This is a genomic window from Paenibacillus sp. FSL R5-0519, assembly GCF_037974275.1.
Lineage (GTDB): Bacteria > Bacillota > Bacilli > Paenibacillales > Paenibacillaceae > Paenibacillus.
Genome location: NZ_CP150234.1, coordinates 5,118,305 through 5,140,306 on the forward strand (window position 1 = coordinate 5,118,305; position 22,002 = coordinate 5,140,306).

At 45.8% G+C, this 22,002-nt stretch carries 24 protein-coding genes; 1 reads left to right on the forward strand and 23 read right to left on the reverse strand.

Annotated features, from left to right (window positions below; translation table 11 throughout):
- Nucleotides 1-16: 16 nt before the first annotated feature.
- The 22 genes from MKY73_RS23160 to MKY73_RS23265 all read right to left on the reverse strand — a co-directional run bounded on the left by MKY73_RS23160 (nt 17) and on the right by MKY73_RS23265 (nt 20,988).
- Nucleotides 17-196, reverse strand: coding sequence for a hypothetical protein (locus tag MKY73_RS23160; protein WP_036668929.1), 180 nt, complete (start codon nt 194-196; stop codon nt 17-19).
- Between the two features lie 362 nt (nt 197-558).
- Nucleotides 559-1,080, reverse strand: coding sequence for a hypothetical protein (locus tag MKY73_RS23165; protein WP_339303630.1), 522 nt, complete (start codon nt 1,078-1,080; stop codon nt 559-561).
- Nucleotides 1,081-1,166: 86 nt separating this feature from the next.
- Nucleotides 1,167-1,730 carry a VanZ family protein gene (locus MKY73_RS23170; protein WP_339303631.1) on the reverse strand — a complete coding sequence of 188 codons (564 nt, stop codon included), beginning with the start codon at nt 1,728-1,730 and terminating at the stop codon, nt 1,167-1,169.
- Between the two features lie 31 nt (nt 1,731-1,761).
- Nucleotides 1,762-3,921, reverse strand: a complete 2,160-nt coding sequence (locus tag MKY73_RS23175) for a hypothetical protein (RefSeq protein ID WP_339303632.1) — start codon at nt 3,919-3,921, stop codon at nt 1,762-1,764.
- A gap of 21 nt (nt 3,922-3,942) precedes the next feature.
- A complete protein-coding gene (locus MKY73_RS23180) occupies nt 3,943-4,863 on the reverse strand; it encodes an LCP family protein (protein WP_339303633.1) in 921 nt (306 codons plus the stop codon).
- Nucleotides 4,864-4,876: 13 nt separating this feature from the next.
- Nucleotides 4,877-6,208, reverse strand: a complete 1,332-nt coding sequence (locus MKY73_RS23185; protein ID WP_339303634.1) for a UDP-glucose/GDP-mannose dehydrogenase family protein — start codon at nt 6,206-6,208, stop codon at nt 4,877-4,879.
- 32 nt (nt 6,209-6,240) lie between these two features.
- Nucleotides 6,241-7,623, reverse strand: coding sequence for a sugar phosphate nucleotidyltransferase (locus tag MKY73_RS23190; protein ID WP_339303635.1), 1,383 nt, complete (start codon nt 7,621-7,623; stop codon nt 6,241-6,243).
- A complete protein-coding gene (locus MKY73_RS23195) occupies nt 7,620-8,648 on the reverse strand; it encodes a polysaccharide pyruvyl transferase family protein (protein WP_339240282.1) in 1,029 nt (342 codons plus the stop codon). The genes MKY73_RS23190 and MKY73_RS23195 overlap by 4 nt, the downstream gene beginning before the upstream one ends.
- Entirely contained in the window at nt 8,635-10,011 is a 1,377-nt protein-coding gene (locus tag MKY73_RS23200) for an oligosaccharide flippase family protein (RefSeq protein ID WP_339303636.1), read from the reverse strand. Before MKY73_RS23200 ends, MKY73_RS23195 begins: the two co-directional genes overlap by 14 nt.
- 8 nt (nt 10,012-10,019) lie before the next feature.
- Entirely contained in the window at nt 10,020-10,925 is a 906-nt protein-coding gene (locus MKY73_RS23205; RefSeq protein ID WP_307539070.1) for a glycosyltransferase, read from the reverse strand.
- 43 nt (nt 10,926-10,968) lie between these two features.
- Nucleotides 10,969-11,991 carry a glycosyltransferase gene (locus MKY73_RS23210; RefSeq protein ID WP_339303637.1) on the reverse strand — a complete coding sequence of 341 codons (1,023 nt, stop codon included), beginning with the start codon at nt 11,989-11,991 and terminating at the stop codon, nt 10,969-10,971.
- A gap of 11 nt (nt 11,992-12,002) precedes the next feature.
- Nucleotides 12,003-12,947 carry a glycosyltransferase gene (locus tag MKY73_RS23215; RefSeq protein ID WP_339303638.1) on the reverse strand — a complete coding sequence of 315 codons (945 nt, stop codon included), beginning with the start codon at nt 12,945-12,947 and terminating at the stop codon, nt 12,003-12,005.
- 21 nt (nt 12,948-12,968) lie between these two features.
- Nucleotides 12,969-14,036, reverse strand: a complete 1,068-nt coding sequence (locus tag MKY73_RS23220) for a glycosyltransferase family 4 protein (RefSeq protein ID WP_339303639.1) — start codon at nt 14,034-14,036, stop codon at nt 12,969-12,971.
- Between the two features lie 37 nt (nt 14,037-14,073).
- Nucleotides 14,074-14,553, reverse strand: coding sequence for a PssE/Cps14G family polysaccharide biosynthesis glycosyltransferase (gene pssE / locus MKY73_RS23225; RefSeq protein ID WP_339259410.1), 480 nt, complete (start codon nt 14,551-14,553; stop codon nt 14,074-14,076).
- Complete coding sequence (gene pssD / locus MKY73_RS23230; RefSeq protein WP_339303640.1) at nt 14,550-15,008, reverse strand: PssD/Cps14F family polysaccharide biosynthesis glycosyltransferase; 459 nt, start codon at nt 15,006-15,008, stop codon at nt 14,550-14,552. The genes pssE and pssD overlap by 4 nt, the downstream gene beginning before the upstream one ends.
- Entirely contained in the window at nt 15,005-16,381 is a 1,377-nt protein-coding gene (locus tag MKY73_RS23235; protein ID WP_339303641.1) for an O-antigen ligase family protein, read from the reverse strand. Before MKY73_RS23235 ends, pssD begins: the two co-directional genes overlap by 4 nt.
- Before the next feature lie 34 nt (nt 16,382-16,415).
- Nucleotides 16,416-17,075: a sugar transferase gene (locus MKY73_RS23240; RefSeq protein WP_339308706.1), complete on the reverse strand. Its 660-nt coding sequence runs from the start codon at nt 17,073-17,075 to the stop codon at nt 16,416-16,418.
- A gap of 35 nt (nt 17,076-17,110) precedes the next feature.
- A complete protein-coding gene (galU, locus tag MKY73_RS23245; RefSeq protein ID WP_253431548.1) occupies nt 17,111-18,013 on the reverse strand; it encodes a UTP--glucose-1-phosphate uridylyltransferase GalU in 903 nt (300 codons plus the stop codon).
- 180 nt (nt 18,014-18,193) lie between these two features.
- Nucleotides 18,194-18,871 (reverse strand): CpsD/CapB family tyrosine-protein kinase, encoded by a 678-nt coding sequence (locus MKY73_RS23250; protein ID WP_339259407.1) that lies wholly within the window; start codon nt 18,869-18,871, stop codon nt 18,194-18,196.
- Complete coding sequence (locus tag MKY73_RS23255) at nt 18,852-19,601, reverse strand: Wzz/FepE/Etk N-terminal domain-containing protein (RefSeq protein ID WP_339303642.1); 750 nt, start codon at nt 19,599-19,601, stop codon at nt 18,852-18,854. Before MKY73_RS23255 ends, MKY73_RS23250 begins: the two co-directional genes overlap by 20 nt.
- A 38-nt stretch (nt 19,602-19,639) precedes the next feature.
- Nucleotides 19,640-20,398 carry a CpsB/CapC family capsule biosynthesis tyrosine phosphatase gene (locus MKY73_RS23260; RefSeq protein WP_339303643.1) on the reverse strand — a complete coding sequence of 253 codons (759 nt, stop codon included), beginning with the start codon at nt 20,396-20,398 and terminating at the stop codon, nt 19,640-19,642.
- Nucleotides 20,399-20,553: 155 nt separating this feature from the next.
- A complete protein-coding gene (locus tag MKY73_RS23265; protein ID WP_339240265.1) occupies nt 20,554-20,988 on the reverse strand; it encodes a hypothetical protein in 435 nt (144 codons plus the stop codon).
- A gap of 348 nt (nt 20,989-21,336) precedes the next feature.
- On the opposite strand from MKY73_RS23265, the gene MKY73_RS23270 reads away from it, so the two are divergent.
- Entirely contained in the window at nt 21,337-21,705 is a 369-nt protein-coding gene (locus MKY73_RS23270; protein WP_047841965.1) for a helix-turn-helix domain-containing protein, read from the forward strand.
- Between the two features lie 97 nt (nt 21,706-21,802).
- Here the strand turns inward: MKY73_RS23270 and MKY73_RS23275 are convergent, their stop codons facing one another.
- Nucleotides 21,803-21,958 carry a hypothetical protein gene (locus MKY73_RS23275; protein WP_215078381.1) on the reverse strand — a complete coding sequence of 52 codons (156 nt, stop codon included), beginning with the start codon at nt 21,956-21,958 and terminating at the stop codon, nt 21,803-21,805.
- Between the last annotated feature and the right edge of the window lie 44 nt (nt 21,959-22,002).

Consider the following 22,002-nt stretch of genomic DNA (forward strand, 5'->3'; position numbering starts at 1 on the left):
TGGACGAGCATATACATCATGCCCGTTTCTCATATGCACATAGTGTATCATAATCTTTAGTATATTGTCCCGCAAACTGGGATTTCCCCTGACGTTTCGCTTCAACTACACACGCTTCACAGCATCCAAGCGGCATTTCACTCCGGTAAAAGCCGGTGCGAAATACGTGATTGCCTCCATTGCCCTCTTCCTTCATTTCGACAGAGCTCCTAGCGACCGACACAATCATCCCACAACTGACACAGTAAAAGCGGCCCGTTTCGATCAATGATATTCCTTCCCCTCACAAGGAGCTTAGAAGTCCTTGTTATTTGTCGTTAGACGCTGAAAATTGATACATTTTGTATCTATCTCGTAATTTACTTGACACCGGGACTATTGTCAAGGCTTTACAGCCATAAAAACGAGAAAAACACAAAAAAAGCTCCATAAATGCGACAAAAGTCTCGCATTCACAGAGCTTCATGTAAGGTAAATGATACAATTTGGTTCAATGTATAGGTGAATATCATCATGACAGAGTTCCAGTCTCTCTTACAACGATCCCACGATGCCTGATCAGTCACTATTGTCGACATGTGAGGTATCCTTATTCTTCTGATTTGGATAATACCAGAGTAATGTCCACTCATCACCGTCCTCTACCAGATAACAGGTCTGCACAATATCGAATTGGCCAAAGGTACCGGAGTACTTCTGGGTGACACGGATTCTGTAGGCTTCAGAAAATGGCTTAACGCCATCGATCACGGTTACATCGAATTCGCGCTCCGGCTTTTCCATCTCCAGTTCAAAGGTCTCCACGCCAAAATGCTGCATAAATATATGTGCTCTGTTCTGTACATATGCGCTTTTCGGAAACCGCTCTTTCATCAGCGGATGAAAGAGTTCCCACGAACTGCCGAAGTCACCCGTCTGCTCATATTTGTAAAATTCTTCGGCAACAGCTGCAGCTTCATCCGGTGTATCTGCACGAAACAGATACGGAACGGTTCTGGCAATTAACCACAGTAACATTAGAATGATCGCAATGAAACCGATCTTCTTAAACATAGCATTCCTGTTCCTTCTTCGCAGCATGTCTCCGCCCTCCTTGTCCTACTCCATACTTATGATGGTTGGAAGACAAGTAGAAGCAGGTTCTGAAGACAGCATTTCCTGGGAAATCACTTATCGTAGATGGAAGCATGCCTTTTCTTTATAATCCTGCGAATAATGGAATGAAGTCCTGCATATATGGCAATTCCACAGCAACCACCGAGCAAATCCACTCCAACATCACGTACCGAGCTTGTCCGGTCCGGGCTGAACTGCTGAATATACTCATCGATAGAGGCTATGACGAACACTACAGCCAGAGCAGACACGATACTGGTCACAAGGGATGTTCTCCTGTATCGAAGCCCGCCATACACAAGCATGGCAAGCACAGCGTAGACAAATAAGTGCGCACTCTTGCGAAAGATGAACTCTGCAAAATCATACGGCCTCTGTTTCAGTGAATACTCATACTCCCCGTAAGTGAATTGCACATCGGGAAGCGTAAAACCGATGTGCAATTTTTGAGACCATTTATGAAGCCAAGGCTGAATGTCTTGCTGTTGAGAGGATTGCGTTGACATGGACCAGATGACCAGAATCCAGATCACAATCAACAGCAGAGCAATGAGAAACCCGTACGTTCTTCGTACATGCTTTTGTCTCGCGCGCCCGGAGCCCTCCTCCATCATGTTGAGCTTCACCACTTTCATATCTCTCTCGTTATTCTATTGATCCAACATACATGCCTCTGCCATTCGTACCTACATATACCTGACCATAGATTTGACGGTCTGCCGCCATAATTTGCGGCTCATTGCCTAGCCCAATTCCTTCACCTACTGGACCTATATTGTTCCAGGTTACTCCCATATCATCTGAACGGAAGAAACCATGCACGTTATTAACGGTGCCGTATACATAGACGGCTGGAACCAATTTTCCTGGCTTAGCTTTTCCAAAGGCAAATAATTTGGAATTCTGCACGCTCTGGATTTTGGAAAATGTATTTCCCGAGTTCGTCGATGCATATAGTCCATCGGTTCCCAGACTTACCCATACGGCATTCGCCACACCTGGGGCAGCTTCGACTTTAATGAAGCTCGTATTGATATCCGTGTTAACAGGAAGACGAACCGTATTGGCTTTGGACCAGTTCGCACCTGCATCCGTTGAGCGATACATATAACCAGCAGCGTACATATAAAATTTATATCCATTGATGCGATCCGCAGCCAGTGGATGGTTATAGGCGAAGACCATATTTCCCCCAATGGCCTGAAAAGGGGCACCATTCATATTTTGCCATGTTGCGCCACGATTCGTGCTTCTGACCGGATTACCTGTCTGAGGGTAATAAACAATTACATTTGGATTAATGGCAGAATAGGCCACTCGCCCCAGCGTGGAGCCTGCGGGAACATTTACCGGAGTTACTGTAACTCCGTTATTTGAAGAGACAAATAAGCGTGTGGTCGTACCATACCAGTCACTGCTTCCGAGAAATATCATGTAATTCGGATTTGCCTCATGATAGTCAATACTCACAATTTCTCGCATACCTGAGAGTGGTATTTTATTAAGTGGAACAGTGTTGACATTATCATGTCTAAATCCGACCTGATCCGTTAACCCACTAAAGAACGATACACCTTGAGGCGGTGTGGATGCAGTGAGTGCAACGACTTCTTCATGACCATCGGTAATGGCTTCCCAAGTACTCGAAGAATTACCAGTCAATCCATTAGTACCATTAATATTCTCCGTCTTGTACACACCAAACCAGTCTGTAGCGTATACGGTGCCCGGATGAATTGGATCAAACTTGATACTGGATGTTGCTGAGAAAAACATGTTGGGTGTCCACCATGATGGTTTGGATACCAGCGTTTTATTAACTACAGTCCAACTCTGTCCGCCATTAACGGAACGATACAGGGGCAGATTATCTCCGCCTGTTCGAACGGCTGCCAGGATATGATTATCGTTAGTTGGATCGATGGTGATCCCATAATAAGAAGAGTAACTGGAACTTGGCGTGATATTCGTCCACTGCACACCATTGAACTTGTAGACACCCTGATTATCAGTGGTGACATATAACGTTCCGTTCTTCGCCACAGTCATACGGGCAGGATATTCGGGACTTCTCCCGGTAAGCTGCCAAGTGGTCTGCCCATTGCTTCTAGGCGCTTTGCTATAGACACCAATACCGCGAACTCCCGCATACACAACCTGACCTTGTTTCGTCACCGGATTTAATCCATATGCTACACTCCGTATGCCCTCACCGGCCAACCCGTTTGGTACATCCCACACTTTGCTCCACGTGGCTGCACCGTCACTGGAGGTGTACAATCCATCATATCGTGTACCGACGTGCAGGTAATTGGAATTGGTTGGATTCACAGCGATGCTCTCTCCCATGGCTCGATGGATATTTCCATTCGATTCATTCCGAAGATTAAGTCCGGTTCGAATCCAGGTTTCTCCTCGGTCTGTAGATTTCAGAATATCGCTTGGCCCCACATTTCCGTACTTCCCAGCAGCGATATACACGACATTGGGATTTTGCTGATCCAGCGCAATGCCATCCACACCATACAGATTGCTATCCTCATCTCCAAAATGATCAAGCAGTGGAACCCAATCTCCTGAAGTTACATCCAGTCGGTAGGCTCCCCCCACATCGGTTCGAGCGTAAACCAGATCAGGCTCAGTCGGATGAATGACCACGCCTGTAACGTACCCCCCTCCACCAATGGGGATATTTTTCCATTGATAGTCTTGGGCTGATTGAACAACGTTTGTACTTGCGGGTATCATGAGCATATACATTAGTAGCACAATCAGGGATAATTTCAATAGCCTGGAGATACGCATCTGGTTCACCGCCCTATCTGATCATTTTAAATGGCCTTCAATCATCTGATGTATTCTGTCTCGCTCTGACTGTTCCACGATATAGTAATACACGCCGTCTATTTTCTTGCCTGTGCCTTTGATCTCTACAGATTCAATATGATTCAGCACCGGACGATAGTTGGAGAACATCTGCTTCATTTCATCAAAGGTAACGTCGGTTCTCACATGTGCACTGACTTCGTCCAGCAACGTCTCCAGTTGCAGCACATTGGATACCTGAACCGTATTCTTCAGCACTTGTTTGATAATCTCCCGCTGGCGGTCATTACGCCCGAGATCTCCCTTTGGATCATCATAACGCATCCGCGAAAATCCCAAAGCAGCTTCACCATCCAGATGAATATTCCCCTGTTCAAACCGGTAACCCTCGTAGTCAAATGCGAACGGGTTATTCACGTCCACTCCACCCACCATGTCGATGACCTGTGCAAAGCCCTCCATATTCACTTTCATGTAGTAATGTATGGGAATGTCAAGCATTTGTTCCACCGTTTGCACAGACATGTTAACGCCCCCAAAGGCATAGGCATGGTTGATCTTATCCTCCGTGCCATGCCCAACGATACTAGTTCGGGTATCCCGAGGGATGTTAAACATAAGTACCGATTGTTTCGCAGGATTAACACTCAATACAATCATGGTGTCGGAGCGACCCCGATCATTCGAACGCTCATCCACACCCAGAATCAAAGCATTGAAAGGTTCCTCTTTCTCCATGTCCACGGGGAAATCTCCCCCGCCCCTCTGGTCGACAATAGATACCTGCTTGATGGGCTCCCGGGGTTCATACATCTGATCTGCCGCTGATTTAACATGCAGATACAGATACACAGAATATCCAATCATAACGACTGCAACAAGGGAAATGGCACCTAATGTTATTTTAATCCCGCGTCTCATGTTATGGCCTCCGTCAGATAACTGCCGTTTTTCTTCCATCGATATTGGTTAGACCTGGACGACCGACGGAGTAGTATTGAAAGGGGGTGTCTTGAATCTGTTCTTCTCCATAAATATTTCTTCCATCAATCAGAATGGGCTGATTCATATGTGCTGCCAAATCGGTCAGATTAACCTCCATGAACTCTTTCCATTCGGTCAGAACACAGAGTGCATCAGCGCCATCCGCTGCGTTCATCGCATGATCCTCCCACGTAATGGATGGGGAGTCCACCTCTTTGCGGAAGTTCTCGGTAGCAATGGGGTCATACGCCCGAATGACTGCTCCTTGCTCAAGCAAACGCTGAATGATCTCAATTGCCGGAGCATCCCGAACATCATCCGTATCCGGCTTGAAGGCGAGCCCCCAGATCGCAATCTCCTTCCCTTCAAGTGAGCCAAGCGCGTCTTCCAGTTTGCGAATGACGTTGAAGCGTTGATCCTTGTTCACTTCCACCACCGACTTCAACAGTTTGAAGTCATAATCCACATTACCTGCAATTTGAATCAGAGCTTGTGTATCCTTGGGGAAACAGGACCCTCCGTAACCAATGCCCGCCTTGAGGAAGGAAGCGCCGATTCGTCTGTCATAGCCCATGCCTTCGGCAACCCGGCTGACATCGGCTCCTACTTTCTCGCAAATGTTGGAGATTTCATTAATAAAAGAGATCTTGGTTGCCAGAAATGCGTTGGATGCATATTTAATCATTTCGGCTGAGCGAATATCCGTGACGATAATCTGATCGGTTAATGGCTGATGCAGCTCTTTCAAGGTGGCAATTGCCCGATCGCTATGTGTGCCAATGACTATCCGGTCAGGATACAGTGTGTCCTGCACAGCGGTACCTTCACGCAGGAACTCTGGTACCGATGCCATGTCAAATGGATGATTCGTCAAACTGCTGATCCATTCCTGAATACGATCGTTAGTTCCGACAGGAACAGTGCTTTTAGTCATTATTATTTTATAATTATCCATATGAGAACCAATTTCTCGTGCAACAAGCTCAATATAACTCAGATTCGCTTCGCCATTAGGCAGGGATGGTGTTCCTACAGCGATGATAATAATATCCGAACGACTGATGGCATCCTGAATGTTCGTCGTGAAGGACAGCCTGCCCGCTTTCATATTGGCATTCATAATGTCCTTCAGACCCGGTTCATAGATCGGAACGTGACCATCCGTCAACAAATTCACTTTTTCCACATTATTGTCGACACAGATCACGTTATTTCCCAGTTCCGAAAAGCATACGCCTGATACCAAACCCACATACCCTGTGCCAATCACCGTAATATTCATTCCATAATCTCCCCCATGTCCTAATGTGTTGGTTACGCGTGCTTCACATATGTCTGAACAATGTCCTGCCATTCGGTAGACACTCTAACGATATCTTCCTCGATCAACTGGCTTCCGATCTGTACTTCGATGATCTCCAGTTCCGTAACGGCTCTGACGGAATGAAGCATGCTCCGGTCAATGACCACCGTATCTCCCTGCCCGATCATTCGGCTCTGCCCATCCAGAATCAATTCGCCTGTTCCCGATACAACCGTCCACACCTCATTGCGAAGCAAATGGTATTGATAACTCAGATTTTTCCCGGCACTGATGCAGATTCGTTTGGTAAGAACCTCACCACCAGCTTCGTTTCTGGTGTAATCCAGAACCCGGTAGCAACCCCACCTACGCTCCTCATACATGGGACGTTGATCCTCATTCTTCAAGATTTCCTTGATGCGTGGACTCGCCTCTTTGTCACTGACCAGAATGCCATCCGGACTTACGGCCACCACCACATTCGACAAGCCCAATATGGCAACCGGAATGTTCAGTTCATTGACCAGATGTGTGTTCAGGGAATCGCCTGTAATCCACCCTTTTCCTACCACCGAAGTTCCCATCTCTTCCGTGAGTGTGTTCCATGTGCCTAGATCTTTCCAAAATCCACTATAAGGAATGGCGATAATCTGATTCGCCTTCTCGACAACCTGGTAATCAAAGCTGATCTTGTTCAATCTTCCGTATTGCTTCAGCATCTCGTCATACTGGATCGGCAGTTCCATCTCAATCAGCAGATTGATCAAATACCCCAGCTTAAAAGCAAAAACCCCGCAATTCCATAATGCGGCCTGCTCCATCATAAGGACCGCATCGGATACGCAGGGTTTCTCCTGGAACTTCGCTACATTGACGTATTCATCGTTATTTTCACTGGAAGATCGGGATTGCGGAATGATGTACCCGTACTTCTCTGACGGATAGGTCGGCACAACTCCCATTAAGGCCAGATCAGCACCTGACTTGTCGAGTATCTCCGGCAAGGTTGCCAGCACTTCGAAGAATTCTTTTTCAACAAAAGGATCCACCGGCAACACTGCAATCGTCTCATTCAAACTCACACTCTCTACGGAATACAGATAAGAGGCTGCGAGCGCAATTGCAGGAAACGTATCTCTCCGTTCTGGCTCCACGACCAGTCTCACATCATCTCCCAACTGAGAAGTCAGAATCTCGACCTGTGGCAAACTGGTTGCGATCAATGCCTCTGATGCAAGTCCGGCATGATTCAACTGTCGCCATACCCGCTGTACCATGGATTCCGGATTCCCCCCCGGTCCATGGAGCACTTTAAGAAACTGCTTGGATCTGGAATCATTGGATAACGGCCAGAGTCGCTTGCCAGAACCACCGGATAACAGAATACTTCTCATAGGGCTGCACCATCTGACAGTACGACCGAACTTGCTCCCTTGCCGGTCTCGGTTTGCTTGGTATATGTGCTGGTCTGATTGGATTCGAGTCTGCCTGCTGGGTTGCTCTTGGTCCAGGCTGCATAATAATTCGAGTTCTTGCCATATGAATTATCCAGCAGGATATTCGGTTGATCCAGGAGACAGGCCAGAATGTGTCCATGCAGACGGGATGTCGTAATGGTTTGGTACTTATTGAATTCCTTAATGGCCGTATGTACCATCCGATCAGAGTATTTGTACCACAACCAGCGGGCGAAAGAACTGCCTTTCCCTGACTTCAACCGGGATGTAATCATGCGAATGATTTTCCGGTCAACCCGGTTGTACAATGTCTCCCAGTCTTTAAACGTGGCTTTAGGTCCACTGACGGATTCGTAATGCACCTGATTCTGAGTCTTCTCAATGTCTTTACGGAAGAAATACAACATCTCTGCATTGGGCTTGCTCTTGGACTTCAGAGGCCACAATTGATGCGCCATATCGGGAGACAGATAGACATTTGTTTGTTGAAATTCTTTACTGGCTATCTCATAAGATAAGGTATCCCGGACAAAAAAGTGCACATCCTTATGACGATTGAATACTTGGGCTGTTTTTTTCAATTCAATATCACTTTTGTAAAACATCGTCTGAGGCAGAATGACGATCCGATGATTCGGATGCTGGGCAATCATTCGTTCTCTCAATTTCTGATGAGCAGGGTACAGATCACCAAAGTTACCTCCCCCATGCAACACAATTGTGATACCTTCCGGTACCTTGAGAGACAAAGGGCAATCCAGAATGCTGTATCTGGCACGTACTTGAATATCATTGTCCCGGAAGAAAGCCTCAGTCCCTTTCATAATCAACAAGTCGCCACCATTGCTATGCACCGGGTAATCCAAATAATAGATTTCGGTACGCGGTGGAATGACCTTCAAAATCTGACGTAAATGTCCCTTCAACTCTTCCATTGGATGAATATTGTTAGTGCCCAGCATCTCCATCTCCTCCTTGGGTGACTCTTCTTCTTTTTTTGTTTAACCGTGCATAGAGAAACGGCAGATCTTCCTTGTCATAGAACATGGCGGCGAACTTCACCTTGAATACAATCTTCATCGCGGCCACAGTGACTACCATTCGTACAATGGACCCGATCAATAAGGCAATCGCAATTCCGTTGAGCCCCCACAGCGGTGTGAACACAAAGAACAAGGCCACGGTAACCGATAAAGCAATCAACTGTCTGATCATCACAAGCCCTGGTCGACCAAGTGCATTGAATGCGGATGCCAGAATCCAGGAGCCCCCACCAATGATGCATTCCACAGCCAAAATATAAAATGCGACGCTTGCTTCCAGGAATTCGGAGCCAAACAGAAGACCCATCAGGTAGTTCCCCACGAACATGGTCGGGATCACAATGATCATCATAACCATGAGCGAGATGCGGAAGGCTCTGCCGACCGTTCGAATAATCTGCTCTTGGGGCAATCCGGTCACTTTTGGAAAAACCACATTGCTAATTGCCGTCTGAACGGCATTGTAGATTCGGGATAAGGCAAATACGACGGAATACAGTCCAAAATCGCGTGGGGTGAGCAAAGCCAAAATAATGATTTTATCGAATTGGGTATACAGCGTTCCTAACAATTCAACGCCATACACCTTGCTGCCATAACCAAAAAGCTTCTTGGCTGAGCTCCGGTCCACCCGATCCTTGAACCATCTCAGTCTCAATTCATTACGGTTGGCATAGATGGCCCACGCCACTACGGAGAAGCTGGTTACAAAATAGATCGCAGCCGCGAGCTGAATGCTCAGCATGCCCAGGCCCCATAACACAAAAAGCCCCCCTACATTAAACAGGGGGATCATTAACCGGATGCCATTATATACAGCAAATTTCTCCCGACTCTGCGAGAGGGCTGATATGAGATTGATGACAATAAGTACAGGAACTGTAGCAATCGTATACCATCTGGATATCTGCACAACCTCCGGCGGAAAGCTGGAGAGCCAGAAAGGTAATCCAAACCAGGCCACAACACCAATGATGATGCACACTGGAACTTGAAAAAGAAAGCTTAATCGAACATACTGTGCACTCTTCTCGGTTGCACTCTGTTTGATGTTATAGATGATAGACGTGGGTAGTCCGAATCCGACCAATCCGGTTAAGAGCGCAGGCCAGAACAGGATGGCCGAGAATGCGCCCTTTCCCTCTACGCCGAACATGCGTGACGTCAAAATGGAAGACAGCATCGTCAGTGTCATGACCAGCAGATTGGTTCCACTTGTCTGAAATATGGCACTCATTAAGCCATTTCCTCTGAATACTTTGCGAAGTGCAACTTGCGCCATAGCGATCCTCATCCCTTACTGTTTTGACGAAGCGACCCAACAATCATGCCGTTTCGGTAACATACTTTGGCAAGCTGACGTGTGAACCGATCTGCATTATAGATGTAGATCAGAGAAGTTGTTATCCCCTGTGCCAGCTTGATGCCATGTTTGGCCGTACGCACAACACCACGATCCTGATCACGAATGGCATCACTCACACCCTGCCAATAGATTCGGCGCAGAAACCAGTTCTTCGTCGTTCGCTCTTTGGCTACTTTATGTTGTACTGCCCCATACGGCGTGTAATATACCTTGAACTTTGTCCGTATTCTTGCAATTAACTCACTCTCTTCACTGGAGAGAAGATTGTTCCCCACTCTGCCAAGGTCTTCACGAAAGGGGGCCAATTGATCAAAGACGGATAAACGAAAAGCCACATTCGCGCCAAATGGAATATAGGGACTTTTCATTTCAGTGACTTCATCTGCAAAATCCAGAATGGTGAACAGTGACCTGTTCTCGGGTGGAATCCACATCGGTTCTGGTACTTCCCAGATCGGATCAATCTTGCCACCGACACAACCGATATTTTCGTTCATCTCAAACACACTAACGATCTGGCGAATCCAGTCTCTGCAAGCAAAGGCATCGTCGTCAAGAAACAGGATATACTCGCCGCGCGCCTCGTGAATGGCCCGGTTACGGGCTACAGACAAGCCTTGCTTCTCTTCCAGCACATACCGGATCGAATGGTTCTCATGCTGCAGGATCGTTTGCAGCACGATTTCCCGTGTATTGTCTTTTGAGTTGTTATCAATCAGTATGATCTCATAGTCGCTGCTTGCGTAATTCTGTTGTATTGCACTTCGTATCGCCTCTACCGCATCATGTGCACGGTTATACGTACAGATCGCGACGGTTACCTTCATCATTTCATCCCCATATTGTTCAATTAGGTCCACCCTCTCATCTGCACTAACTGGAGTACAGGGTAAGAGTCCTTTGGGCAATCACTGGCCAATCCAGCCGCTCTAACGCTTTGACAAAACCACTGCCTTCCTGAAACTCCGATTGTTTTAAACGGATCATATTCATCGCTTTGAGCAATCCATCCGGATCGGAAGGTTCATAGAGTACCGCACAATCATCGGGCAGGTATTCCTCCAACAAGCCAATCCGTGGTGCCACCACCGGTTTGCTGAAGGTCAATGCCAGAATGGCACTACCTGAAGTTGCAATTTGCTTGTATGGAAGAATGATCGAATCGACCGCATCAAAATAGTCCGAATATTCATCATCTTCAATAAAATGAAAATGGGTATGAATATGTCCGCTCTCGAGAAATTCTTCACCGAGATCGTAGTCCTTCACTTTTTTACCGGCAATCAACAAATGGGCTTGATCCGAATCCAGTTCCTTGAATGCTTCCAGCAAATCATCCACGCCCTTGTACGGCGAGACCTGACCGAAGAATGCATACACATAACTATCCTCCGGAATGCCAAACCGGGAGCGGATATTCACGCCTTTTCCCTGATACACGCCCTTGTAATGCCCATGCGGAATAACCTCGATCCGGCTGGAATCAATCCCGAATGTTGAACAGATCTCAGAGATCAGGGGTTTGCCCATGACAATCAGCTTGGAGCAGTTTCGGACAAGTATTTTTCTCATCCAATAATCGAAGCGCGTCTTACCGCTGTTGTGAGGCCAGATGTTGTGCACCGTCCAGAACAATTTGACCCCGCGCAACCGCGCAAAACAAATCATCAGTACATATAGAATGGATTTGATCACGGTTGACAGCACGGATGAACCTCTGTAATAGAAGCTGGGCCAATGAAAATGCAGCACATCATTTTTTCTCAGTTTGATTAGATCTTTTTTGGTAAACTGTTTTACTTCCCATCCCTTGTTCTCAATGGAATCGGATAACAGCTCATTGAATTTATTGTTCTCAATCATCTTGGGCAGCATATACACCGTTGGATTTTCCATCCAGGCACCTCTTACTTTAGTTTCATTCGCACAGGTTCCTCTGTATACGTTCCCACTGCGCGCCTTGCATGAAATCTCATCAGAAAACCTTGCATCAGAATTTTGGTATTACGCTTGAGCAGCACCCAATCTTTCCACCAGGGATACAGCGACAGTGCTTTTTTCAAATAAACGTTATTGCGCAGCGTATTTCTCGACCATTCGAGCATTCGATAATGATGTAATTGGCGGCGTTTCTGTTCCTTGGACATATCGTTGTAGTATTTCAAAATAATCTTGCGTTGGCCTTTGTACTTGGCCGTTGTGGAGGTTGAAATGCGCGGCCCGCTATGGATATTGATATCCACGAGCGGTTCTTTCACATTCACGGCAATGTAGCCTCGTTTCAATATGCGCAGGTAAAAATCATAGTCCTGAGCGGATGTCAGATTCTCATCGAATCGAACTTCACGGGCAAGCGAGGTAAGTACCATGATTTTGGACGTTTCCCCGATCCAGTTGAATGTAAGCAGATCCTCATACCGCACAACATCACGAGGCTCCACCGACAATTTCCGTTTGACCACCTGATGCTGCTCATTCGTGTATGCGAGATACTTGCTGCAAAAGGTAAACGATTCCTGCGTACGCTCCAGCACTTCCGCCTGGGTTTTGATTTTGTCAGCCATCCATTCATCGTCATCATCCAGGAAGGCAATGTACTTGCCATTGGCTTGGGATATCCCCACATTCCGTGCATGATTGGCTCCTTTGGGATATGGAACCCGGATGTACCGAATCCGTGAATCATCCCGAGCCCAAGCCTGACAGATCTCTGGCGTCTGGTCTTCTGATCCATCATCCACAATGAAAATCTCCAGATACGGATGTGTTTGCTCTCGTACACTTCTCAACGCATTTCTCAATAACTCGGCCCGGTTATGGGTCGTAATGATGCAAGATACCAAGGGGTTCATTTCATCACCTTTTCCTGTTCACTAGGATACCTTCACTTGAAGTGCATCATATATTCCTGACAGCCTGCCTACGAGAAGATTCATATCGAATCTATCCGATATAATCGCTCTGTTATATGAACCCATTCTTGCTCTAATCTCTTCATCCGTAATGAGATATTCCAGTGCTGATGTTAGCCCGTGCACATCTCCCGGCTCGATTAACAGCCCATTATGACCGGATGTAATCACTTCGGGGATGCCTCCGACGTTGGTCGATATAATGGGCAAGCCACAATTCATTGCTTCAAGTATGGCCATAGGTAATCCCTCATGATAAGAAGGCAGGACCAGCAGATCCGCTTCCCGCATCAGCTTTTCCTTTTGCTCTCCGTTAATCCAGCCGAGTACGTTGACACGCTCTTCTATTCCATACTGCTGTACAAGCGCTTTGACCTCTTCGACTTCGCCATCCCCCGCCAGATTGAAGGTAGCTGTAACGCCCAGCGCCTTTAATTGCTGAATAGACTGAAGCAGATCATAGACGCCTTTTCGCTCACCCAGTCTTCCCATGAAGAGAGCATTAACTGCCGTTTTCTGCTCCTTCGCAAAAGGCTCTTTCACAAAGACTCCGTTATAGAGCACCTCAATAGCTGTCTCCGGAACAATCGTGACAAAGTATTCTTTCCACGTCTGGGATAAGACAATCAATTTATCGGCCTGATTCAAAATGTAGTGACAATACTTGCGCTGCAGGGCGAATCGATTGTAGAAATCATCAAAGCTGGCCGCATGAATATGCAGAATGACTGACTTTCGAAACAATTTTCTTGCGGTTAGCAGGAATAGTGACTTCCGATAAAAGCTCCCGTTGTTCGCCATATGAATATGAACAATATCCGGCTTGAACGTGTACAGCTTCATCCAGAATTGAATGAATCCCCGTATAAAAATAAGCAGCCGTGAGAACACGCTGCCCGTGATATACGTTTCCACCCGCTGCATGGCATACATATCAGAGATGGAAGAATCCTCAATGTTTTTGATGACACTCACAATTCCACCCATATCCTTCAAGGATGATCCAACAACCAATACTTTTGGTTTCATGATAGACTCCTTTTTTCATGGTTAATCTTCAGAATACTTACAGACTATTCACGTAATTTTTGATGGATGAGATCAGATCGGACTGTTTTCTCACATAAGGCTGGAACGTCTGCTCCTCTATGCAAGGAACCAGTTTTTGTAATTCAGCCTGACTCTCTGCAACGGCAACATAGCCGTTCTCCTGAAAAACCTTAGAAATCTCAAGTTGATGATCATCAACATGTTCACCCCACTCTTTCCGGCGCGGAATGACGATCACCGGCTTGCCGCGTTCGAGACAATTCGTGATGGAGCCAACACCCGCATGAGTGATAATACATCTGCTGCGCTGCACATATCCATTCATCTCTTCCTGCGTCAGGAAAGGAATTGCAGTGAAGTTTCGCGGCTGATACTCCGTATATCCCGACTGGGCAATAACTTCCTCTTCAATAATTCCAGCCTCAATCGCCTCATCAATAAGCTCGAACATGCGATTGAAGGGAAAGCGCTGGGTTCCAACAATAGCAAATATCAAAATAAAGCCCCCCTGTATTTTGCATTGGGATAGCTATCCTGCAACGTTTCCCACTGGATAAAGAACTCATCCGAGATTTTGTACATCAATCTCCCGGTTGCGCTGGAGGAATAGATTTTGGCATAACTTTCGATATAAATCAGCTTGGCACCGAAGATTTTACCGATGAGGCAAAATGGATATGTGGCCCCTGCCCCTGTCGTAATGATGACCTTTGGACGCTCGCGCAGATATAAAAAGAATGATTGGATAATGTTAGCCATAAAAATCAGCAAAAACATCGCATTCTTACGCTCTTGCTGCATTAAGAAGTATATTTTGCCCTGAGATGAATCTACTTTTCTGCTTTTGTTCTTCTCGGTAATCAGGAAATAATCATGTTCTTCAACCGCAGGTATAATCTTGGTCAATTCATCAAAATGACCGCCTGTAGAACTGATCAAACAGACCTTCATGTTCTAATCTCCTTTGAAAAGGATGCGTCCTTGGCTCGCTGTACCTGTATATCCACTTCTGCTTCAGCCCCTGACTTGGAGTGTACTCCTTTTCCCGTAGCATATAATGCGTTCAGGAAGATACAGAATGGAGCAATCAGATGAACGGTGGACAGAGTATTGTCAAAAAAGGAATAGGTCAGGAAACCGATAATCATACCGGCAAAATATAACCGGATCATGCCGCTCAATCGGAAGAATACGGCACGGAATACCAGAAGCAACGATAGAAACAACAGGATGGCTCCAACTAACCCGCCATCGTAATAAAAACGAATGTATTCATTATGCGGAACGACGAAGCCAGAAAAGATACTTCCATCATTAGCCACGAGCGTTGAGCCGAGCCCACGTCCAAATATCGGATACTCATTCGCTTTGCCAATGAAATAGTTCCAGGCTACATCCCTTCCCGACAAGCCTTTGCTCTCTGATCTCATCTCATAGTTGTCCCACTGCGCAATCACCATATAGGCGACGGCCACAACGAATAGAATGAGAGGAATAATGGCACTGACTCTGCCTTTGATGAAGGCTTTCAGTTGATCAAAAAGATAGACCAGAATAATTGGAATAAGCGCAATAAGTGGTCCCCTTGTTCCTGTCTGGACCAGAATAACCAGATGTGTCAAGGTAAGCATGTAATACAGTACAACCTGATGGCCTTGCTTGATCTGAATTAGACAGACGCAGATCGAGATAAAACACAACATGGCCAGATGCGCGGCGATATTAGCTCCCTGTAACCGGGTTACGCCCGACATCTCCAGGTTCGTAATGGACAATATGCCGGCGAGTTGCAGAATATAACCACCAGCGAGACTGAACAGTGGCAACCATGCGAGTACACGTATAATTCGTTGACTGATCTCTCTTGAAAAATGGGGCATCAGCAACAAAAAAGGAACAATGACTCCTAGAAAGGCTTTGAATGGATCCAGCGGATTAACCTTACTGGGCAGATCCGATAGAAAATAACTCTCCACAAATAAAAAAACAATTGCGAGTGCAGGATATATCAGATCTTTTCGAATACCAAATCGTAAAAAAAGAGAAATAACAAAACCCAGAATCGCCAGCTTGTAAAAGGACAGCGAATCCAGTCCTGCCAGATGAATGCTAAATATCTTATCAATGGACAATGAGAAACTTACAGTAAGAATCATAAAAATCCAGCTGGGCTGTTTAATATAAACGCCCAGCAGAATCACAGCTATAAGTGCAACAACTGAAACTAGCGGAAGATAGATTGCTGCGAAGACGATTATCAGTGAAAACAAAATGATGTTAAACGACTTCATATTTAATGCAGCAAGTATACCGGTTTTTTGCATATCTGCTATGCCACCTCAAAGCCAGAATCGTGTTTCAAAATGCATCCTTCGAACCTACCAGCACCTTGAACGTTCTGAAGATAATTTTGATATCCACCATCATGCTGCGTTCACGGGCATACGTCAGATCCAGCTCTACCATTTCTTCAAACCCAACACTATTTCGACCGCTGACTTGCCATAATCCCGTACATCCCGGGATCATCTGCAGGCGTTGTCTGTCATAGGAAGTGTAGTTCTTCACTTCTCTGGGCAGAGCTGGTCTGGGTCCAACGAGACTCATCTCACCTCTGAACACGTTCCACAACTGGGGCAGCTCATCCAGACTGGTCTTCCGAATGAATTTGCCAATGCGGGTAATGCGGGGGTCGTTTTTCATTTTGAACATATTCCCGTTCACTTCATTCTGATCAATCAGTTGTTCCAGCAAATCTTCAGCATTCGCAACCATGGACCTGAATTTGTACATATGAAACTCTTTCCCATTCTGTCCAACCCGTATCTGGCGAAAAAAAACAGACCCCTGAGGGGCCTCGATTTTGATTAGTATTCCGATGACCGCAAACAAGGGGCACAAAATGATCAAACCTATGAAAGAACCCAGCAAATCGAGCATTCTTTTCATAAATAGATACACTTTATCCGCATTTTGTCCTGACATCGTTGATGCATTGTACCCCAGACTTGGGTCCATAACAATCTCCGCTTCCTTCGTTTGGGGAGATGGACTCATTCAAACTCCCCCCCGGCTGCATATTCTACCGACTCTTTTTCCAAAATATGTTGCAGTGCTTGCAGCATTGGAATTCTAAGTTCCTGTTTTTGCAGAGCGAAGTCGATGGTTGTCAGAATGAATCCCAGTTTCTCACCCACGTCATAACGTACTCCCTCGAAATCGTAAGCATACACTCCTTGTGTCTCATTTAAACGCTGAATCGCATCTGTTAATTGAATCTCTCCCCCTTGGCCAATCTCTTGTTGTTCCAGATGTTCGAAAATCTCTGGACTCAGTACGTATCTCCCCATAATCGCCAGGTTGGAAGGCGCTGTGCCTTGGGCAGGTTTCTCTACGAACCTGAGAACCTCTGTCAAACGGCCATCCGATTGAAGCGGGTCCACAATGCCGTATCTGTCTGTTTGTTCAGCAAGTACGGTTTGTACGCCAACAATGGAATGTTGAACCTGATCATATTGATCAATCAATTGTTTGGTGCATGGCACTTCCGATACGACGATATCATCTCCGAGCAACACGGCAAAAGGTTCGTCACCGATAAAGTTACGTGCACACCAGACAGCATGACCAAGTCCTTTGGCCTCTTTTTGTCTTATGTAGTGGATATCCACGTTAGAGGATTTGCGAACCTCTTCAAGCAGGCCCAGCTTCCCTTTTTCCAGCAAGTTATGTTCCAGTTCAAAAGCATTGTCGAAATGATCTTCAATCGCGCGCTTCCCTTTACCTGTTACGATGATAATGTCTTCAATTCCAGAGGCAATGGCTTCCTCAACGATATACTGTATAGTTGGTTTGTCCACAATAGGGAGCATTTCTTTGGGCATCGCTTTCGTGGCTGGCAAAAAACGTGTACCCAGTCCAGCTGCAGGAATGATTGCTTTTCTCACTTTTTTCATAAATACCACCCTATCCTCTTTTTTTAGTTTAAAAGTTGAACCAGGGCATCTAACCCGTCCTCACGTCATACCTTTGACGATTAACGTCTAAGGTTCACTGAACCCACAGCATGACCGAGTGCCTACAGTGATAAAGGTGCAGTAGACATTACCTGTTTACCTGGAACAACGGACAGAACTTTATTTCTCTCCGTAACCCACCGGAACTGCAACGTTTTTGATATTGTTCAGGATTGCGCCCAGGATTCGTGCATTCACATGCTCCAGAGCAGCCTTGGTCTTCTTCACCAATTCCTTCTTGACCTTGCCTGAGTTCACGACCAGCAGCACACCATCACACAGCGAACTCACAATGAGCGCATCCGTTACTGCGAGCACCGGTGGTGTGTCAAACATGATGACATCATATTGATCCTCTAACTTCTCCATCAGCCTCTTCATCCGGTTGGAACCGATCATCTCCGACGGATTGGGCGGAATTGGGCCGGAAGTGAATAACTGAAGATTATCGATATAGCTCTCTCTGAGCACTTCCTCCACACTGTACTGATTGGACAGCACACTGCTAAGGCCGATATGATTGGGTACGGAAAACACCTGGTGCAAAGAAGGGTTACGCAGATCGGCATCGATTAACAGAACCTTTTTGCCTTCCTGAGCATAGGTTACCGCCAGGTTGCTAATGGTGGTGGTCTTGCCTTCACCGGCTTCGGCCGAAGCCACCATAATTTTTTTGATATGACTGTCGATTGAGGAGAACTGAATATTGGTCCGCAATTTACGGTACCCCTCCGAGATTTGAGATTTGGAGTTAAAATAGGTCACCAGACTGTTATTATCATTGGTTAGCCGTGACATATTTGCCATCCCCCACTTTCTGTTGAGATACGTAATTTTTCGTATTTTTCAGATCATCTTTTTTCATCTTGGATATCACCGTAAGCACAGGCAGGCCCAGTTCTTTTTCAAGTTCAGTCTCGGATTTGAATGTGTCATCCAGATAATCCATCAGGAATACAAGTGCAATCGCGAGCACAAGACCTGCGAACAGACTGACAATGATGCTTAATGTGGTTTTCATATTAATTGGAGATGCGTTACTATCCACTTTGGCTTCGCTGAGGATAGCGACATTATCGATTTTCATGATTAGGGGGATTTGAGATTGGAACACGTTGGAGATGGCATTGACCGTTTTTGCGGCTTTTTCGTAGGAAGTCCCCTGTACAGTTATGCTCATCACTTGGGATTCGCTGGCTGTAGAGACGGAGGTGCTATTCATGAGCTGTGCTGAGGTTAAGCCAAGGTCTGGATACGTGGAAGCCACTTTATCCATAATGGCTGAAGATTTAATAATTTCTCTGTAGGAGTTAATGAGTTTGATATTGGTTTGAATCATGCTGAAGTCCATCATCGCCTGGCCTTGAACATTGGAGGTCTGGTTCACGATAAGCTTGGAACTCGCCTCATAGATCGGTTGGGTGAAGAAAATACTTTTGACCCCTGCACCCACACCCGCTACCAGAGCAATTGCAACAATCAACCACAGTTTCTTTTGTAAGAGTCGAAAATATCCTTTCAGTTCCACTTTCATTCCTCCTATACGTTGTGATCTATCATATGTAACTACCAGATGGACAGTAGCCATTTGCGAGGTTTCCAGCGTTCTGTGACCAGACACGAATTCGATAGGATGTGCGACGCATTCTCTGCAAGCCTCTTAACGGCCTCAGCTCCAAAACGACGCTCAATCACCCGCTCCCCTTCACTTATGGCAAATGTCCTTTTGCACGTATCATGTGCATCTGATGAAATGAAATGAAACCCGTTTTCTTTACAAAAATGAAAACACCACTGCCGAACTTTCCGTCCGAAAAGCCCAGTGAAAGATTGAGCCGTAAGCTGACATAACCCGCCTTGACTCAAATAATCCGCCAACAACTTTGGCTTCTTCAAAATGATACGATTGCGTTCCGGATGAGCAATGATAGGGGTAATTCCCGCTATTCGTAATTCATGCAGTATCCTGGGGAACTGTGAGGGAATATGACCAAAGGGCAGTTCCAGCAACATGTAACGACTTCCGGCGAGTGTGCAGCACTTTCCTGCATATAAGTCTCCAATCAGGTTGTCATGCACCCTGATCTCCTGTCCGGGACGGATCTCCAGGCGAATGTTACGTTTGCGAAGTTCTGCTTGTAGCAGGTTCACGGCCTGATTAACCACCATCGGTTCATTGTTGTATTGCCCGTTCAGGTGATGCGGAGTAGCAATAATGGAGGTGATTCCAGAGGCTGCCGCCTTCTCAGCCATCGCAACGGACTGCTCCATTCGAACAGGACCATCATCCAGACCGGATAATATGTGGCAGTGCATTTCAACCATATCCAAACTTCCTGAAATAGTATGAGCCCCCTCGCCCCTTTATTCATTGCGCAAATGCTTTTGGTGTTAAAGAACTAATGCATAACGCTATGAAATATAGTAAAATGGCGTTAAGTACATGTTTTGTTCAGAATTTGTTAAGAATCGACTTGGAATTATATGGTGAAATCGATGTAATGATAGGTTTTCTGCAGATCCTTCTGCTCTGTTGCCTTTTCATACTGAGAACGGGAAACCGTGGGAAACTGAACTTCAGTAAGCATTGTGTTTAACTGTCCAGTTATATATAGTTTCTGTTCGTGCTGAATATGCAAATTTGAATGATACATTGTGAGCTCTCCGAAGGGCTGTTTCCATTGCAACCTTGCGTGAAGTCTCACACATACATGATGATCTTCAACATCCAAACCTATGAGCATTTCTGATGATACTGGCAAGTTCAGGTCGCTCAGGAAGGTGATTGCTTGAGTGTCCATTCCAAGTAACAGAACAGGGCGTCTTTTGTGGTCTACCATTTTCTTATGAAACTCCTGAATGTACATATGGACATTTAATTTCATATCAGCCCATTCCTGAATTATTGATTGCATGGTTTCATTCCTTTAGAATGGATTAGCCTACATGGACTGCCTCTACTTCCTTCTCACAGGTATATGGTCCAGGCAACAAGGAGATACTTAAAATATCCCAAATGATACATTTTGTAACTCCATACGTCCAATTTACGATACAAAACGTATCATGTCAAGCGGTATTTGGACATGGTTCTTTTGATTTACGACAATTTGAGATGTCCTTAGACAGACCTATTTACAAATGGAAATGGGTTAAAGGAAACTTATGAGGAGTTACTCTTTTGCAGGAAAGCTGCCCTGATCAAAAACTTGGCTCAGGATTGTTTCTATATATATTTGATGTCGTTCAGGGGGAAATAGCTTATGAGCTACGGAAATCGCATTGCTGAATTACGGGAACAGCGGGGACTTACTCAAGAAGAACTTGCGAGCTCCATTCATATTACCAGAGCTGCTCTCTCCCACTACGAGAAGAACCGACGTAAACCGGACTTCGAAGTGTTAACGAGACTTGCTGACATCTTTGATGTGTCTATTGATTATCTTATAGGACGTACGAAGCAAAGCGATGTCGTGATGGATGAGGACGTACGTGAATTCGTTGATACCTTGGAGTTATCGGACAAAGAAGTGTTAGAACGCTTCGATCTGATGATTGATGGGAAGTCCTTAACGGAAGAAGAGGCACGTCGTTTTATTGCGTTTGTCCGCATGGAACGCAGCATGGACTAAACCCGAAAAGAGGACCCAGTTCCCAAGAGATGCTATCTCTGGCTTCTGGGCTTTTTTTTGTGTCCTAATTCCCTCCATTCCATGGTTATCTATTGTGTCAAGGACGCTTGTTGTTGACGGAGGATATGAAATGGTTCCAACGCTCCGGGTCGATTCCGCATTGCAGTAAAACTTTCATGATGTCCATCTGGGTTGCTTCGACTTGTTTCCCTGTCGGCCTACGATCGTCCCTGTTTGGATGCTTCATATTCATTCCGCTAACCTCTCTTATCTATATACTTTCCCTGCCCTCCAAAA

What these genes read in the sequence shown, in the direction of transcription:
- pssD (WP_339303640.1), bottom strand. Translation starts at nt 15,008, where the DNA reads ATGAAGGTCTGTTTGATCAGTTCTACAGGCGGTCATTTTGATGAATTG.
- MKY73_RS23165 (WP_339303630.1), bottom strand. Translation starts at nt 1,080, where the DNA reads ATGCTGCGAAGAAGGAACAGGAATGCTATGTTTAAGAAGATCGGTTTC.
- MKY73_RS23195 (WP_339240282.1), bottom strand. Translation starts at nt 8,648, where the DNA reads ATGCTGGGCACTAACAATATTCATCCAATGGAAGAGTTGAAGGGACAT.
- MKY73_RS23270 (WP_047841965.1), top strand. Translation starts at nt 21,337, where the DNA reads ATGAGCTACGGAAATCGCATTGCTGAATTACGGGAACAGCGGGGACTT.
- MKY73_RS23240 (WP_339308706.1), bottom strand. Translation starts at nt 17,075, where the DNA reads ATGGACCCAAGTCTGGGGTACAATGCATCAACGATGTCAGGACAAAAT.
- MKY73_RS23205 (WP_307539070.1), bottom strand. Translation starts at nt 10,925, where the DNA reads ATGATGAAGGTAACCGTCGCGATCTGTACGTATAACCGTGCACATGAT.
- MKY73_RS23190 (WP_339303635.1), bottom strand. Translation starts at nt 7,623, where the DNA reads ATGAGAAGTATTCTGTTATCCGGTGGTTCTGGCAAGCGACTCTGGCCG.
- MKY73_RS23160 (WP_036668929.1), bottom strand. Translation starts at nt 196, where the DNA reads ATGAAGGAAGAGGGCAATGGAGGCAATCACGTATTTCGCACCGGCTTT.
- MKY73_RS23170 (WP_339303631.1), bottom strand. Translation starts at nt 1,730, where the DNA reads ATGATGGAGGAGGGCTCCGGGCGCGCGAGACAAAAGCATGTACGAAGA.
- MKY73_RS23260 (WP_339303643.1), bottom strand. Translation starts at nt 20,398, where the DNA reads ATGGTTGAAATGCACTGCCACATATTATCCGGTCTGGATGATGGTCCT.
- MKY73_RS23210 (WP_339303637.1), bottom strand. Translation starts at nt 11,991, where the DNA reads ATGGAAAATCCAACGGTGTATATGCTGCCCAAGATGATTGAGAACAAT.
- MKY73_RS23275 (WP_215078381.1), bottom strand. Translation starts at nt 21,958, where the DNA reads ATGAATATGAAGCATCCAAACAGGGACGATCGTAGGCCGACAGGGAAA.
- MKY73_RS23215 (WP_339303638.1), bottom strand. Translation starts at nt 12,947, where the DNA reads ATGAACCCCTTGGTATCTTGCATCATTACGACCCATAACCGGGCCGAG.
- galU (WP_253431548.1), bottom strand. Translation starts at nt 18,013, where the DNA reads ATGAAAAAAGTGAGAAAAGCAATCATTCCTGCAGCTGGACTGGGTACA.
- MKY73_RS23220 (WP_339303639.1), bottom strand. Translation starts at nt 14,036, where the DNA reads ATGAAACCAAAAGTATTGGTTGTTGGATCATCCTTGAAGGATATGGGT.
- MKY73_RS23175 (WP_339303632.1), bottom strand. Translation starts at nt 3,921, where the DNA reads ATGCGTATCTCCAGGCTATTGAAATTATCCCTGATTGTGCTACTAATG.
- MKY73_RS23250 (WP_339259407.1), bottom strand. Translation starts at nt 18,871, where the DNA reads ATGTCACGGCTAACCAATGATAATAACAGTCTGGTGACCTATTTTAAC.
- MKY73_RS23180 (WP_339303633.1), bottom strand. Translation starts at nt 4,863, where the DNA reads ATGAGACGCGGGATTAAAATAACATTAGGTGCCATTTCCCTTGTTGCA.
- MKY73_RS23265 (WP_339240265.1), bottom strand. Translation starts at nt 20,988, where the DNA reads ATGCAATCAATAATTCAGGAATGGGCTGATATGAAATTAAATGTCCAT.
- MKY73_RS23235 (WP_339303641.1), bottom strand. Translation starts at nt 16,381, where the DNA reads ATGCAAAAAACCGGTATACTTGCTGCATTAAATATGAAGTCGTTTAAC.
- MKY73_RS23200 (WP_339303636.1), bottom strand. Translation starts at nt 10,011, where the DNA reads ATGGCGCAAGTTGCACTTCGCAAAGTATTCAGAGGAAATGGCTTAATG.
- MKY73_RS23185 (WP_339303634.1), bottom strand. Translation starts at nt 6,208, where the DNA reads ATGAATATTACGGTGATTGGCACAGGGTATGTGGGTTTGGTATCAGGC.